Annotated in this window: 13 protein-coding genes; 9 read left to right on the plus strand and 4 right to left on the minus strand. The window is 72.7% G+C overall.

Annotated features, from left to right (window positions below):
- Positions 1-27 precede the first annotated feature (27 nt).
- Both D6270_RS19770 and D6270_RS19775 read right to left on the minus strand, forming a co-directional pair.
- Positions 28-1,545: a zf-HC2 domain-containing protein gene (locus tag D6270_RS19770; protein WP_109164234.1), complete on the minus strand. Its 1,518-nt coding sequence runs from the start codon at positions 1,543-1,545 to the stop codon at positions 28-30.
- The gene (locus tag D6270_RS19775) at positions 1,542-2,135 is read right to left on the minus strand and encodes a sigma-70 family RNA polymerase sigma factor (RefSeq protein WP_109164233.1); all 594 of its coding nucleotides are present in this window, start codon (positions 2,133-2,135) and stop codon (positions 1,542-1,544) included. The genes D6270_RS19770 and D6270_RS19775 overlap by 4 nt, the downstream gene beginning before the upstream one ends.
- Before the next feature lie 350 nt (positions 2,136-2,485).
- On the opposite strand from D6270_RS19775, the gene D6270_RS19780 reads away from it, so the two are divergent.
- Positions 2,486-2,860 (plus strand): STAS domain-containing protein, encoded by a 375-nt coding sequence (locus D6270_RS19780; protein ID WP_109164232.1) that lies wholly within the window; start codon positions 2,486-2,488, stop codon positions 2,858-2,860.
- 127 nt (positions 2,861-2,987) lie between these two features.
- Positions 2,988-3,515, plus strand: a complete 528-nt coding sequence (locus tag D6270_RS19785; protein ID WP_109164231.1) for an EF-hand domain-containing protein — start codon at positions 2,988-2,990, stop codon at positions 3,513-3,515.
- Between the two features lie 99 nt (positions 3,516-3,614).
- Here the strand turns inward: D6270_RS19785 and D6270_RS19790 are convergent, their stop codons facing one another.
- Positions 3,615-5,198, minus strand: coding sequence for a class I adenylate-forming enzyme family protein (locus D6270_RS19790; protein WP_109164230.1), 1,584 nt, complete (start codon positions 5,196-5,198; stop codon positions 3,615-3,617).
- A 172-nt stretch (positions 5,199-5,370) separates the two neighbouring features.
- Here D6270_RS19790 and D6270_RS19795 point away from each other — a divergent pair, with 172 nt between their 5' ends.
- The 4 genes from D6270_RS19795 to D6270_RS19815 all read left to right on the plus strand — a co-directional run bounded on the left by D6270_RS19795 (position 5,371) and on the right by D6270_RS19815 (position 9,724).
- Positions 5,371-6,570, plus strand: coding sequence for an amidohydrolase family protein (locus tag D6270_RS19795; protein WP_109164229.1), 1,200 nt, complete (start codon positions 5,371-5,373; stop codon positions 6,568-6,570).
- An 11-nt stretch (positions 6,571-6,581) separates the two neighbouring features.
- Entirely contained in the window at positions 6,582-7,739 is a 1,158-nt protein-coding gene (locus D6270_RS19800) for an acyl-CoA dehydrogenase (RefSeq protein WP_109164228.1), read from the plus strand.
- 6 nt (positions 7,740-7,745) lie between these two features.
- Positions 7,746-8,807 (plus strand): acyl-CoA dehydrogenase family protein, encoded by a 1,062-nt coding sequence (locus D6270_RS19805; RefSeq protein WP_109164227.1) that lies wholly within the window; start codon positions 7,746-7,748, stop codon positions 8,805-8,807.
- 407 nt (positions 8,808-9,214) lie between these two features.
- Positions 9,215-9,724 carry an ATP-binding protein gene (locus D6270_RS19815; RefSeq protein WP_109164225.1) on the plus strand — a complete coding sequence of 170 codons (510 nt, stop codon included), beginning with the start codon at positions 9,215-9,217 and terminating at the stop codon, positions 9,722-9,724.
- 33 nt (positions 9,725-9,757) lie between these two features.
- Here the strand turns inward: D6270_RS19815 and D6270_RS19820 are convergent, their stop codons facing one another.
- Positions 9,758-10,684 (minus strand): cyclase family protein, encoded by a 927-nt coding sequence (locus D6270_RS19820; RefSeq protein ID WP_109164224.1) that lies wholly within the window; start codon positions 10,682-10,684, stop codon positions 9,758-9,760.
- 84 nt (positions 10,685-10,768) lie between these two features.
- On the opposite strand from D6270_RS19820, the gene D6270_RS19825 reads away from it, so the two are divergent.
- The 3 genes from D6270_RS19825 to D6270_RS19835 all read left to right on the plus strand — a co-directional run bounded on the left by D6270_RS19825 (position 10,769) and on the right by D6270_RS19835 (position 13,962).
- Positions 10,769-11,704, plus strand: coding sequence for an SDR family oxidoreductase (locus tag D6270_RS19825; protein ID WP_109164223.1), 936 nt, complete (start codon positions 10,769-10,771; stop codon positions 11,702-11,704).
- Between the two features lie 63 nt (positions 11,705-11,767).
- Positions 11,768-12,916: an acyl-CoA dehydrogenase family protein gene (locus tag D6270_RS19830; RefSeq protein ID WP_109164222.1), complete on the plus strand. Its 1,149-nt coding sequence runs from the start codon at positions 11,768-11,770 to the stop codon at positions 12,914-12,916.
- Positions 12,913-13,962: a Zn-dependent alcohol dehydrogenase gene (locus D6270_RS19835; protein ID WP_109164221.1), complete on the plus strand. Its 1,050-nt coding sequence runs from the start codon at positions 12,913-12,915 to the stop codon at positions 13,960-13,962. Before D6270_RS19830 ends, D6270_RS19835 begins: the two co-directional genes overlap by 4 nt.
- Positions 13,963-13,965 lie beyond the last annotated feature (3 nt).

A 13,965-nucleotide genomic window follows, 5' to 3' on the forward strand; every position in this document is an offset into this window, starting at 1 on the left:
CGGCCGGCCCCGCCGGTCGCGCGCGGCCTACAGCCTGCTGAGCGAGGCCGACGCGAACAGGACGTCGCGGATGGCCTCGCGGTCGCCCTCCTGGCCCGCCGCCGCTTCCACCGGCGAGATGTGGCCCGCGACCAGCTGGCAGAACTCCACCCCGTCCAGGGCCACCTGCGCCACCGCGCGGTCGGGCGAGCCGACGGCGGCCGGTGAGTCGAGGGCGATGTACCAGTCACCGCCGCCGTGCCCCTCGACCTCCAGATGGAGCGAGCGGCCCGGCTCACCGGGCGCCACCAGGTCCCTGGCCGGTCCGGCGAGCCCGGCGCGGCGGCGCCCCGCGAGGGCGGCCGGGAGCATCCGGGCGGCCAGGTCGATCATCCGGTGCAGATGGGCGGCGGACGGCGGTCCGTACGGGTAGTCCACCGCCTCCGCGATGTCCGTGCCGTGCACCCAGCACTCGAAGGCCCGGTCCAGCAGCGCGTCCTGGAGCGGCAGGGCGAAATCGCCGTACGAGACGGAGCGCTCGGCCACGTTCGGCGCGGCCAGCGACGCCGTACGGATCAGCTCGTGGGTGAGGTCGCGCCAGGGCTCGCGGACCGCCCGGGTGGCGGGCGGGTACGTGGCCGCCCAGAACGTCTCGGTGCGCCGGGTCGGCGAGAGCGGCACCTCGGCCCCGCCGGTCACCCCGTCCGCGCCGAGCGGGTCCTCCAGGCCGAGCGCGGCGGAGACCAGCCCGTCGACGGCCATCAGGTGGCCGATCACCCCGGCGACCGTGGTCCGGCGGGTGACCGCGCGCTCCTCCTCGAACCACTGGAGCCGCACCGGTGCGTGCCACTCGGAGTCGCCGATGTCGCGGAGCAGTGCGTCCAGCCGGGCGGTCTCGGCGTCGTACGCCGTGGCCCACTCCGGGATCGGGATGCGGGCCGGGCGGCGCCCCAGACAGCCGTCCAGCACCCTGGTCCGCAGCGTCGGATCGAGGTCCAGCGAGCCGTCGGTGTGCAGCAGCCCCACCGCGTCCCGCAACCGCAACGCCTCGTCCGCACAGGGCGCGCACTCGGTGAGGTGCTCCTCGACGGCAGCGGTCTCCTCGGCCGAGCAGGCGGAGAGCGCCCAGGCACCGAGGAGGGCCTTGAGGACCTGATGGGAGAGGACCGGGGCGGAGGCGGCGGTCACGGGGAGGGACGGCACGGGGCCGGCAGGTTCATCGGGCTCGTCGGGCTCATCGGGTTCGGCCACGGCGTCCCCGGGCCCGGCCTCGTCCTCACGCCCGGTCACGGCGTCCTCGGTCCCGGCCTCGACGCTCCCGGGCCCGGCGCCGGGCGCGGCGCCCTCAGTCACGGCGTCGGGCACAGCCTCGGTGCCCCCGTCCGCCTCCGTAGCCCCCTGTCCCGGTACGGCTCCGTCCGGTGCGGGGGATCCCGGCGGCGGCAGCACAGGGCGCGCCATCGCCTCCAGGTCGAGGTCGTCCACCGCACCGCGCGGGCCCGGTATGCGCCGTGCGCCCCGCACCTCGTCGTCGCGGCGGTCGCCCTCGCGCCCGTCGCCGCTCACCGGACGCGTCCGTAACCGGGTGGGGAGGACCCTTCGAGCGGCCGGATGTTGGCGGTGGAGAGCAGTTGGAGCCCCAGCCGGAGCCGGCGGCGGGCCTCGTCCTCGGTGACCCCGAGGTCGGCCGCGGCCTGCCGGTAGTCCCGGCGCTGGATGTACGCCAGCTCCAGCGCCTGCCGCAGGGAGACGGGCATCGAGGAGACGATGTAGTCGGCCCGGGCCGCCGCCGTGGCGCTGCGCACCCGCCGCTCCAGCTCCTCCGGGTCCGGCACGGCATCCTCGCCGTGCTCCTGGGCGTATGCGGCGGCGGCCGTCCGCCGCAGCCGCTGCACGGAGTGGCGGTGGGTGAGCTTGGCGACCCAGGAGCGCATGGAGCCCTGCTTCGGGTCGTACGCCTCGGGGTTCTCCCAGACCTGGGCGAAGACCTCGCGGGTGACCAGGTCGGCGGCGTCCTCGTCGTCCAGCATCCGGTGCGCCTGGCTGTGGACGAGCGAGGCGAACCGGTCGTACAGCTCACCGAGCGCCGCCGCCTCACCGCGGGCCAGCCTCTGCTGCATCCTGCGGTCCCAGCGGGGCGGTGCGTCCTTCGCCATGAAACCCCCAGCCCCCGGCGCTGTCGCCCAGCTCCGTGATGTTCTGCGATGCCTCGTGATCCGGCCTCTGCCCTTGCTGTCCGAATGTAGTCGTCCGCGCGGGCCCCGCACCTGCCTTTGCCGCAACTGTCCGATGTAAGGACTCCCGGAATCCCACCAATCGATTTCGGCCGTTCTCACCGGCCCGGCTTCCCTGAGCAGGGGAAACCGGCCGAAGTGATCATTTCCACCGGAAACCCCCTGGGCCCCGGAGGCCGGCACGGTGTTTCATGGATGTGCGGTTGGGCAGCCGCGAGGAGGAACGGAAACTTCCGGATTGCCGGGAGCCCCGGAACGAGAGGTCCAGTCGCGTGACGCTGAAGGTGGACGAGACCGAGCAGGGCGACTGGACCGTGCTGCGCATACACGGTGAACTCGACCTCGTGAGCTCACCCGTCGTGCGTCAGTCCGTACACGACGCGGTGGCGGAGGGGCAGCACGATGTGGTGCTGGACCTCTCCGACGTCTTCTTCTGCGACTCCAGCGGGGTGGGTGTGCTGATCGCCTCCCGCCGCCTGATGAAGTCCTGCGGCGGCCGGCTGCGGCTGATCCTCCCCGCCCGGGGCGCCGAGGACGGCTCCCATGTCAACAAGGTGCTGGGGGCGCTGGGCGTGCGCAGGCTCTTCGACGTCTACCCGGACACGGCGTCGGCGATCGACGAGACGTCCGAGCCGCTGACGGCCTGAGCGCCCTGGTGGCGAGCAGGTGACGTCAGCGTGACCGGCCGAAAGCGTTCGGTGCTGAAGCGAGGTTGTCACACAGGAGGCGTCGCTCGGTGACACGTGGAGGCTCCGGGCGACGTACGCTCCCCGCATGGACAGCGCAGAGTACGAGCGAAAGATCGCGCACCGCTTCGCCGCCTTCGACCAGGACGGCAACGGCACCATCGATCGCGCCGATTTCAACGCCGCAGCCGCCCGTCTGCTCACCGAGTTCGGTACGACGGCCCGCTGCGACAAGGGCCAGGCCCTCTACACCGGGGCCGAGGCCTTCTGGCAGGGCATGGCGGGGATCGCCGATGTGGACGGGGACCAGCGCGTCACCCGCGAGGAGTTCGTCGGCGGGGCGGTGAAGCGGCTCCGGGACAATCCCGAGCGGTTCGCGGAGATCGCCCGCCCCTTCCTGCGAGCGGCGATCGCGGTGGCCGACAGCGAGAACGGCGGCGGCCGGGCCTCGGTGGCCTCCGTGGAGCGGGCGCTCAAGGTGCTCGGGGCCAGCGCCGAGATCGCGGGCATCGCGGCCCAGAGCCTGGACACCGACCGGGACGGGCTGATCGCCGAGAACGATGTGGTGGCCGCGCTCGCCGTGTACTTCACGGTGATCGAGCCGGACGACAAGTAGCCGCCGACAGGGTTACGGAGCTGGGTCAGCCACCTCCGTAACCCCTCCTTCAGGCGCCCCCGCCGGAGCCCTGCCCGGGCAGCCCCACCGGAGCCCCGCTCAGGCGCTCCCGCCGAACCGCTCCCGCAGCCGGTACTTGAGCACCTTGCGCAGCGTCTCGTTGCGCGGAAGGGCGTCCAGCACCTCCAGTTGCTCCGGCACCTTGTGGACCGAGAGCCCGGCGCCCCGCAGCTGGGCGGAGAGCTCGGCCAGGGTCGGCGCCGGCACGCCGGGGGCCCGCTCCACCACCGCGCAGACCCGTTCACCGCGCTCGGCGTCCGGGAGCCCGATCACCGCCACGTCCGCCACGCCCGGGTGGGTGTGCAGCAGGTCCTCGATCTCCTTGGCGGAGATGTTCTCGCCCTTGCGGATGATGATGTCCTTGAGCCGTCCGGTGAGCGTGAGGTGCCCGCTCTCCTGGAGCCGGCCCAGATCCCCGGTGATCAGGAACCCGTCCCCGTCGAAGGCGGCGGCCGTGGCCCCGGTGTCCAGATACCCCCGGCAGACCGCCTCCCCGCGCAGCCGTACCTCGCCCTCCACGCCGTACGGGAGCGGCTTGCCGTGCTCGTCGGTGATCCGGATCTCCATCCCCTCCGGCGGCCGCCCCTCGGTCAGGGCCAGGTTCTCCGGGGTGTCGTCCGGCGCCCCCATGGTGATCATCGGGACCTCGGTCATCCCGTACCCATGGGTGAGCTGGACCCCCATCTCCCGCACCACCGCGTGGTACACCTCCGGCGGCTTCGGCGCCCCGCCGCCCGCGAGCAGCCGCAGGGAGGGGATCAGCGGGCGGCCCGGCTCCTTGCGCTGCTCGGCCAGGAACATCGCGTAGAACGCCGTCGACCCGCCCGCCACGGTCACCCCGTGCCTGCGGTACCCGTCCAGGGCCTCCGGCAGCGCGAACTGCTCGAACATCACCGCCGGGAACCCGTACAGCAGCAGCATCACCGTGTAGTCGGGCCCGGCGACATGCGCGTACGGGAACGCCATCGACCCCACGTCGTCCGCCGAGAGCCGCAGCGCGTGCGCGAGGCAGGAGCCGCCCGCGATCAGGGAGCGGTCGGTGTGCAGCACGCCCTTGGGGTCGGAGGTGGTGCCGGAGGTCCAGTAGATCCACCGCACCTCCTCACCGGTCTCCGGGCCGGGCGGAGGCGGCAGGACGGCCGGGTCGCCGTCGGGGAGGTCGTGGTCCTCGTACGCCTGGAAGACGCGCGGCGGGTCGGCGAGCCCGGCCGCGAGCCGCTCGGCCATCGCGGTGTGGTCGAAGCCGCGCCACACGCCCGGCACGGCGAAGAACGCGGCCCCCGACTCCCTCAGGGCGAACCGCACTTCACGGTCCCGGTAGAACGGGATGACCGGTGTCTGTACGGCCCCGAGCCGGGTCAGGGCGAAGGAGAGCAGGGCGCTCTCCAGCCGGGTCGGCAGCTGCCAGGCCACCACGCTGCCCGCCCGCACACCCATCCCGTACAGCCCGGCGGCGACCCGTTCGGCCCGGTCCCGCAGCTCCCCGAAGGTCAGGACCCGGTCGCCCTGGCGCAGGACCGGGCGGTCGGGGGTGAGGGCGGCGCGGGCTTCGATCAGCTCCCAGAAGGTGCGGGAGGCACCCAGCGCATGGGCGGTCTCGGTCACGTCGTTCACGGCGGTCACAGGGATCCCTCCGAACTGACGGCCAGTCAGATATTGCGCAGAGCGTAGGGCTCCGCGCCTTGTCGGTCCAGGGGTGCGGAGCTAGCCTGAGTGCCGCAACTGCATCTGACGGACCATCAGAAAGCACCTGGGGGCGGGTAGTCGGCAGGTGCGCCGGAGGGGACGACCCACCATGACGGACACGGAACTGCCTCGGATCGTCAGCGTCGACGACCATGTCATCGAGCCCGCGCACCTCTTCTCCACCTGGCTCCCCGCGAAGTACCGCGAGCGCGGCCCGCAGCCGCTGACGGCGGGCATCGGCGAGCTGGCGTACACGGGCGGGAAGTACGTCATCACGATGGACCCGGAGGGGCCGCCGACCGACTGGTGGATCTACGAGGACCTGAAGTTCCCGTACAAGCGGAACATCGCCGCCGTCGGCTTCGACCGCGACGACATGACGCTGGAGGGGATCACGCGGGCCGAGATGCGGCCCGGCTGCTGGGACCCGGCCGAGCGCCTCAAGGACATGGATCTCAACCATGTCGAGGCCTCGCTCTGCTTCCCGACCTTCCCGCGTTTCTGCGGCCAGACCTTCGCCGAGGCCCACGACAAGGAGGTCGCTCTCGCCTGCGTACGCGCCTACAACGACTGGATGGTCGAGGAGTGGTGCGGCGACAGCGGCGGACGCCTCATCCCGCTCTGCATCATCCCGCTCTGGGACATCGGCCTGGCCGTCGCCGAGATCAGGCGGAACGCGGCGCGGGGGGTCCGCGCGGTCACCTTCTCCGAGATCCCCACCCACCTCGGGCTCCCGTCCATCCACACCGGTCACTGGGACCCGTTCTTCGCGGTCTGCCAGGAGACCGGCACGGTCGTCAACATGCACATCGGCTCCAGCTCCCAGATGCCCGCCGCCTCCCCGGACGCGCCCCCCGCCGTGCAGGCCTCGCTCTCCTTCAACAACGCGATGGCCTCGATGATGGACTTCCTCTTCAGCGGGGTGCTGGTGAAGTTCCCGAAGCTCAAACTGGCGTACAGCGAAGGGCAGATGGGCTGGATCCCGTATGCCCTGGAGCGCGCCGACGACGTGTGGGAGGAGCACCGGGCGTGGGGCGGGGTGCGCGATCTGATCCCCGAGCCGCCGTCCACGTACTACTACCGGCAGATGTTCTGCTGCTTCTTCCGGGACAAGCACGGCATCGCCTCGCTGGACGTCGTCGGCCGCGACAACGCCACCTTCGAGACGGACTACCCGCACGTGGACTCGACCTTCCCGCACACCAAGGAGGTCGCCCTCGACCACGTCAAGGGCCTGGACGAGGAGACGGTCCACAAACTGATGCGCGGGAACGCGATCCGGATGCTCGGCCTGGACCTGGACAAGTAGGCGGCGGGCCCGTGGATCTCGTGTACACGGAGGCCGAGGAGGAGTTCCGGGGCCGGCTGCGGGAGTGGCTGGCCGCGGTCCTCCCCGGCCTGCCCCCGAAGCCCTCGCCCGACGACTGGCCCGCGCGCCGGGCCCACGACACGTCCTGGCAGCGGATGCTGTACGACGCCGGGTACGCGGGCCTGCACTGGCCGGTGGACGCGGGCGGGCGGGGCGCCACCCCGACGCAGCACCTGATCTTCCTGGAGGAGACGGAGAAGGCCGGGGCGCCCTATGTCGGGGCGAACTTCGTCGGGCTGCTGCACGCGGGCCCGACCATCGCGGCCGAGGGCACGGCCGAGCAGCGGGCCCGCTGGCTGCCGCCGGTGCTGCGCGGGGACGAGATCTGGTGCCAGGGGTTCAGCGAGCCGGAGGCGGGATCGGACCTGGCCGCGCTGCGGACGCGGGCGGTGCGCGACGGGGACGACTACGTGGTGAGCGGCCAGAAGATCTGGACCTCGCACGCGGAGGTGGCCGACTGGTGCGAACTGCTGGTGCGGACGGACCCGGGGGCGCCGAAGCACCGGGGGATCAGCTGGCTGGCGATGCCGATGGACGCGCCCGGGATCACGGTCCGGCCGCTGCGGACGCTGGCCGGGTCCACCGAGTTCGCCGAGGTGTTCCTCGACGAGGTCCGGGTGCCGGTACGGAACCGGGTCGGGGCCGAGAACGACGGCTGGCGGGTCACCATGGTCACCCTCTCCTTCGAGCGCGGTACGGCCTTCGTCGGCGAGGTCGTCGCCTGCCGCCGCACCCTGGCGGCCGTGGCCGCCGAGGCCCGCCGCAACGGCCGGTGGGACGACGCGGTGCTGCGGCGGAGGCTCGGCCGCCTGAACGCCGAGTTCCGGGCCCTGTGGCGGCTGACCCAGGGGAACGTGGGGGAGTCGGAGCGTACGGGCGGGGTGCCCGGCATCGGCGGCTCGGTCTTCAAGCTGCGGTACTCCGGACTCCGCCAGGAGCTGTACGAGGCGGCGGCGGAGGCCCTGGGGGCGGGTGGCGCCTTCGACCTGGACCGGGAATGGGCCCTGGACCGGCTCTCCTCCCTCTCGTACACGATCGCCGCCGGCACCTCGCAGATCCAGCGGAACATCGTCGCCGAGCGCATCCTCGGCCTCCCGAAAGGGCGCTGACCCGCCATGGACCTCCAGCTCTCGGACGACCAGCGGGCCCTGCGATCCGGCATGCGCGACCTGCTCGGCGCGGTGTTCGACCGGGACCGGCTGCGGGCGGCGGTGGAGCGGGGTGGCGGGGTGGACCGGGGGCTGTGGCGGGAGCTGGGGGCGGCGGGCCTCTTCGCGCTGCGGCTGCCGGAGGAGGCGGGCGGGGTCGGGCTCGGCCTGCCGGAGGCGGTGCTGCTCTTCGAGGAGGCGGGCCGGGCACTGCTGCCCGGGCCCCTGGTGGCCACACACCTGGCGGCGGGGCTGGTGAAGGGGGCCGCGGAGGGGGAGGCGGTGGTGACGGCCGCGGAGGGCGGCGACCGGCCGGTGGCGGACCTGGTGGGCGCGGACGCGGTGCTGGTGGCGGGGGGTGCCGGGGTGGTCGCGGGGGAGGAGCTGAAGGCGTTGGTGGCGGGGGCTCGGCCCGTACGGTCGATGGATCCGCTCACGCCGTTGCACCGAGTGGAGGCGCGCCGGCGCGCGGAGGGGGCGTTCGCGCCGCTGCACCGCGTGGAGGAGCACCCGGCGGGTGCGGGCCCCGGTGAGGCGTACCCCGGCGCACTTCGCCACGCAGGCGCGCTTCTCACTGCTGCCGAACAGCTCGGGAGCGCCGCGCGCACCACCGAAATGGCCGTTCAACACGCCGGTGCGCGCGAACAGTTCGGTTCGCTCATCGGTTCGTTCCAGGCGGTCAAACATCTCTGCGCCGACATGCTCACCCGCACCGAACCGGCCCGCAGTGCGCTGTACGCGGCCGCGCTGACCGGCGACCCGGTGGAGATCGCGGCGGCCAAGCTGCTCGCCGACGAGGCGGCCGTACGTAACGCACGGGACTGCCTCCAGATCCACGGCGGTATGGGTTTCACCTGGGAGGCAGATGTTCACCTCCACCTGAAACGGGCCTGGCTCAGGGCCGCCCGCTGGCTCACGGCGGCGGAGGCGGAGGAGCTTCTGGCCGCCGATCTGGGCCCCGTACAGCCGCTGTACAGCGGTTCAGCAGCAGGTGGAGGACGGGCCGGTGAAGCAGAGGGCGCAGGGTGACTCAGTGCAGTTGGTCGGCGTCGATACCGGGTTGTGTCCTTTGCGTGATTCGTCACCGGGTGGAGTCGGCGCCGGGCTCGGGTACGCTCCGTGGGATGCGAGTGGTTCTGGAACCGGGCGATCCGGGGGCGGCCTGTGCGGCGGCTCCGGTCCGGGGCGAGGGCTCTTGCCGGAGCTGTGCCGGGCCTGCCCGGGAAGCGATTCTCGCGGTCTCTGCGCGCTCCTGTTCGACTCCCCGCAGCGTGCGTCGCACAGTATGCACCACGCGTACTCCTTCGCGCTGGAATATGCCCGAAGCGCTTGTTGCGGTGACTGTACGTCAACCATGCTGTCGCGTAAGGGAATCACGTTCCGTGACCCTGAGGAGGCGCGAGGCGATGTGTCCGCCGGTTCGGATGGTGTGAGCGGTGCAGGTGCTTCAGGTTCAGCTGGAGGTCGGTCCGGATCCCGCAGAGGTGGGGCGGGCCCGTAGATGGGCGCGGTCGCGTCTGGTCGGTTCCGGGATAGGGGATGACGAGCCGCTCGCGGAGACGCTCATCCTGCTGATCTCGGAGCTGGTCACCAACGCGGTCGTCCACACGGGCTGCCCCGCCGTGCTGCGGATGCTGTTCGGCGGGGGCGGCGGTGCCGGCGGGGCCGGGACCGTGCGGGTGGAGGTCGCCGACGCCAGCGACCGCCCGCCGCTCCAGCGCCACGCGGAGGGCGAGGACACCAACGGGCGCGGCCTGGAGCTGGTGGACGGCCTCGCGGACCGCTGGGGCTGGCAGCCGGAGGGCGCCGGGAAGCAGATCTGGTGCGAGGTGGACCGGAGCGCTCCGGTGGCGGGCCGGGAGGCGCCGCCGAAGGTCGTCGTGCAGGGCGGCGAGGTGTGCGAGCCGCCCTCCCGCGTCTTCACCAACGCGACCGGCCTGGTCTGAGCGTCCGCCCCCGGGTGATCAGGGCTCGCGGGGTCACAGCACCGCGACCGGGGCGACCGGAGATCCGGTGGCCCCGGTGAACGGCTCCGGCGCGGCGGTGAGGAGAAAGGCGTACCGCCGCTCCTCCGCGCAGGCCGTGGAGAGCGCCTCCAGCTCCCAGTTCTGGCCCTGGAGCATGCCCATCTCGACGAGGTGGAGCGCGTGCACGGGCAGCCACAGGTCCTCGATCTCCGGCGGGAAGATCTCGAAGGTCAGGGTGTCGTTGGCGACCGCCGCCACGTCCCGGGCGTGGAACCACTCGGGCGTGCGCACGGACAGCCCGGGCGACGGGTAGCCGTACGCGTGCCGGTCCCCGGCCAGGACGACCTGCACCTGCCCTGTCCGTACGAGGACGACGTCCCCGGCCCGTACGCGAACGCCTCCGAACTCCTCGGCGGCCTCCAGGTCCTCCGGCGTGACGGCGTGCGCGCCGTCCAGCCGGTCCACACCCAGGGCGCGCGCGACATCGAGAAGCACCCCCCGTGACACCACGTGCTCCACGGTGGCGATCGACGAGAACTGCGCGCCGGTGTGCGCCGTGATGGTGTCCGCGGGGCGGCCGTTGTAGATCCGCCCACTGTGCGACGCATGGGTCAGGGCGTCCCAGTGGGTGGCAGCCTGGAGCCCCATGGTGACGGTGTCGTCGCTGGTGGCGACGGTCCCCGGGCCGAACATCTCCTGGTTGATCTGGACCATCGTGTGCAGCGGGTCGATCCGCCCCGGGATCAACCCGCTCTGTACGCCGCCGTGCCGGAGCTGCAGCGCGAGCGGTACGCGCCGACCGCTCCGGACGGCGGTGACGGCCTCCCGTACGACGGCGTCGGTGATCAGGTTGAGCGTCCCGCGCTCGTCGGCCTCGCCCCAGCGCCCCCAGTTGTTCACGCGCTTGGCGAGTTCGTGGAACTCGGCCGGCAGGGACATGGGGGCCTCCTGGGTCTTGTGCCGGGGTGTCCGACTGCCCGTAAAATCTAACGGACCGTCAGAAACCGCGGGAAGGGGCCGGGCATGGGGAACTTCTTGGCAGGCAAGGTGGTCGCCGTCACGGGTGCCGGCCGGGGCATCGGACGGGCGGTCGCGCTCGCCGCGGCGGCGGAGGGGGCGCGGGTCGTCGTCAACGACTACGGCGTCTCGGTGGAGGGGGCCGAGCCCACCAGCGAGATCGCCCGGGCCGTGGTCGAGGAGATCGGGGCGGCGGGCGGCTCGGCGGTCGCGGTGGCCGACGACATCTCCACGATGGCGGGCGGGCGGCGGATCGTGGACACGGCGCTCGCGGAGTACGGCCGACTCGACGGGGTCGTGTGCGTGGCCGGGATCCTGCGGGAGCGGATGCTGTTCAACATGTCCGAGGAGGAGTGGGACCCGGTCCTCGCGACGCACCTGAAGGGCACCTTCACGGTCTTCCGGGCCGCCTCGGCGGTGATGCGGAAGCAGGAGGGCGGGGGCACGCTGATCGGCTTCACCAGCGGCAACCATCAGGGGAGCATCTCCCAGGCCAACTACAGCGCGGCGAAAGGCGGGATCATCTCGCTGGTCCGCAGCGCGGCGCTGGGCCTGCACCGGTACGGGGTGACGGCCAACGCGGTGGCACCGGTGGCCCGGACCCGGATGTCGGCCGGGGTGCCGATGGAGCTCTCCGAGATCGGCGAGCCGGAGGACGTGGCGGCGCTGGTGGTCTACCTGCTGAGCGAGCGGGCGCGGGCGGAGCGGATCACCGGCCAGGTGTACACGATCGCCGGCCCCAAGATCGCGGTCTGGGCCCAGCCGAGGGAGCTGCGCGCGGCCTACGGGGAGTCCTCGTGGACCCCGGAACGCATCGCGGACTTCCTGCCGGGGACGGTGGGGGTGGACCCGATGCCGATGCTGGCGCGGGTGGAGGAGATGGCCTCGGCGGCCCGGTCCGGCTCCCGCCCGAACGCGCCCTCCGGCCCGTCCGGCGATTGAGGACGGGGCGGGAGCTGGACCCCGGCCCTCCACCGCCGGACGGGGTTGATCTAGGAGGCACGCATGGACTTCGGGTTCACCGAGGACGACCACACCTTCCGCACCCACGCCCGCACCTGGCTGAACACCCACCTCACCGACGCCCCCACCCCCCACGCGTGGGAACGCGCACTCGGTCAGGCGGGATGGATCGGCATCGGCTGGCCACCCGGCAAGGACGGCCGAACTTACGGCAACCACCCCGCCCCCCTCACCCGACAAGTCATCTGGGCCGAGGAGTACGCCCGCTCCACCGCCCCACCCCGTCTCGGCCACATCGGCGAGAACCTCCTCGCGCCCACCCTCATCGCCTACGGCACCGAGGAGCAGCGCCAGCGCCACCTGCCCCCCATCGCCCGGGGCGAGACCTTCTGGTGCCAGGGGTACAGCGAGCCGGACGCCGGGTCCGACCTCGCCGGCATCCGGACCACCGCCACCCCGGACACCACCGGCGGCCACACCGTCACCGGCCAGAAGATCTGGACCTCCCTCGCCCAGGACGCCGACTGGTGCTTCGTGCTCGCCCGCACCGAACCCGGCTCCACCCGCCACCACGGCCTCTCCTTCCTCCTGGTGGAGATGGACCAGCCGGGCAGGATCGAGGTGCGGCCGATCCGCCAGCTGACGGGGACCAGCGAGTTCAACGAGGTCTTCTTCGACGGGGCCCGGGCCGCCGAGGTGGTCGGCGGGGAGGGCAACGGCTGGCAGGTCGCCATGGGCCTGCTCGCCCTGGAGCGCGGTGTCTCCACCCTCGCCCAACAGATCGGCTTCGCGCAGGAGCTGGACCGGGTGATCGCCGCCGCCCGGGCGAGCGGGGCCGCTGAGGACCCGGTCATCAGAGCCCGCCTCGTACGCCAGTGGGCCGAACTCGTCACCATGCGCCGCCACGCCCTCCGCACTCTCGGCGCCACCGGTGGCCCGGGCGCGCCCAGCGTGGCCAAGCTGCTCTGGGGCGGCTGGCACCAGCGGCTCGGCGAGCTGGCGTTGGCGGTGGCGGGCGAGTCGGGGGCGGTCGGCCCCCACCCCTGGTCACCGACCCACCCGTACGAACTCACCCCCACCCAGCACCTGTTCCTCTTCACCCGGGCCGACACCATCTACGGCGGCTCCGACGAGATCCAGCGGAACATCATCGCCGAGCGGGTGCTCGGCCTACCGAGGGAGCCGAGATGAGAGGCGTCGTCTTCGACGGCACACGGACCGAGGTCGTCGACGACCTGGAGATACGCGACCCCGGCCCCGGCGAGGTGCTGGTGGCGGTGGCCGCCGCCGGTCTCTGCCACAGCGACCTGTCGGTGATCGACGGCACGATCCCCTTCCCGGTCCCCGTCGTGCTCGGCCACGAGGGGGCGGGCGTCGTGGAGGCGGTCGGCCCCGGCGTCGGCCACGTACGGCCCGGTGATCACGTCGCGCTCTCGACCCTCGCCAACTGCGGGACCTGCGCCCAGTGCGACCGGGGCCGGCCCACCATGTGCCGGCGGGCGATCGGCCGCCCGGGGAGGCCGTTCTCGCGAGGCGGCAGGGAGCTCTTCCAGTTCGCCTCCAACTCGGCCTTCGCGGAACGTACGTTGGTCCGCGCCGTCCAGGCCGTGAAGATCCCCGCCGACCTGCCCCTCACCTCCGCCGCCCTGATCGGCTGTGGGGTCCTCACCGGCGTCGGGGCCGTACTGAACCGGGCGAAGGTCGACCGGGGCGACACCGTCGTGGTCATCGGCACCGGCGGCATCGGCCTCAACGTGCTCCAGGGGGCCCGGCTGGCGGGCGCGCTCACCGTCGTCGCCGTCGACAGCAACCCGGCGAAGGAGGCGGTGGCCCGCCGGTTCGGCGCCACGCACTTCCTGACGAGCGCCGACGGCGTACGGGAGATCCTCCCCGAGGGCGCCGACCACGCCTTCGAGTGCGTCGGCCGCACCGAGCTGATCCGCCAGGCGATCGACCTGCTGGACCGGCACGGCCAGGCCGTCCTGCTCGGCGTACCGGCGGCGACCGCCGAGGCGTCGTTCACCGTCTCCTCGATGTACCTGGACAAGTCGATCCTCGGCTGCCGCTACGGCTCCTCCCGCCCGCAGCGGGACATCGCCCTGTACGCGGACCTCTACCGGCAGGGCCGCCTTCTCCTGGACGAACTCATCACCGAGACCTACCCGGTTGAGGACTTCGCCAAGGCCGCCGACGACGCCCACCACGGCCGGGTGGCCCGGGGAGTCCTGGTCTTCTGACCC

The organism is Streptomyces griseus subsp. griseus, from assembly GCF_003610995.1.
In the GTDB taxonomy this organism is placed as follows: Bacteria; Actinomycetota; Actinomycetes; order Streptomycetales; family Streptomycetaceae; genus Streptomyces.

Bases quoted from the DNA above. Each gene is read 5' to 3' on its own strand.
- D6270_RS19775 (WP_109164233.1), bottom strand. From the start codon at position 2,135: ATGGCGAAGGACGCACCGCCCCGCTGGGACCGCAGGATGCAGCAGAGG.
- D6270_RS19785 (WP_109164231.1), top strand. From the start codon at position 2,988: ATGGACAGCGCAGAGTACGAGCGAAAGATCGCGCACCGCTTCGCCGCC.
- D6270_RS19795 (WP_109164229.1), top strand. From the start codon at position 5,371: ATGACGGACACGGAACTGCCTCGGATCGTCAGCGTCGACGACCATGTC.
- D6270_RS19805 (WP_109164227.1), top strand. From the start codon at position 7,746: ATGGACCTCCAGCTCTCGGACGACCAGCGGGCCCTGCGATCCGGCATG.
- D6270_RS19820 (WP_109164224.1), bottom strand. From the start codon at position 10,684: ATGTCCCTGCCGGCCGAGTTCCACGAACTCGCCAAGCGCGTGAACAAC.
- D6270_RS19825 (WP_109164223.1), top strand. From the start codon at position 10,769: ATGGGGAACTTCTTGGCAGGCAAGGTGGTCGCCGTCACGGGTGCCGGC.
- D6270_RS19830 (WP_109164222.1), top strand. From the start codon at position 11,768: ATGGACTTCGGGTTCACCGAGGACGACCACACCTTCCGCACCCACGCC.
- D6270_RS19835 (WP_109164221.1), top strand. From the start codon at position 12,913: ATGAGAGGCGTCGTCTTCGACGGCACACGGACCGAGGTCGTCGACGAC.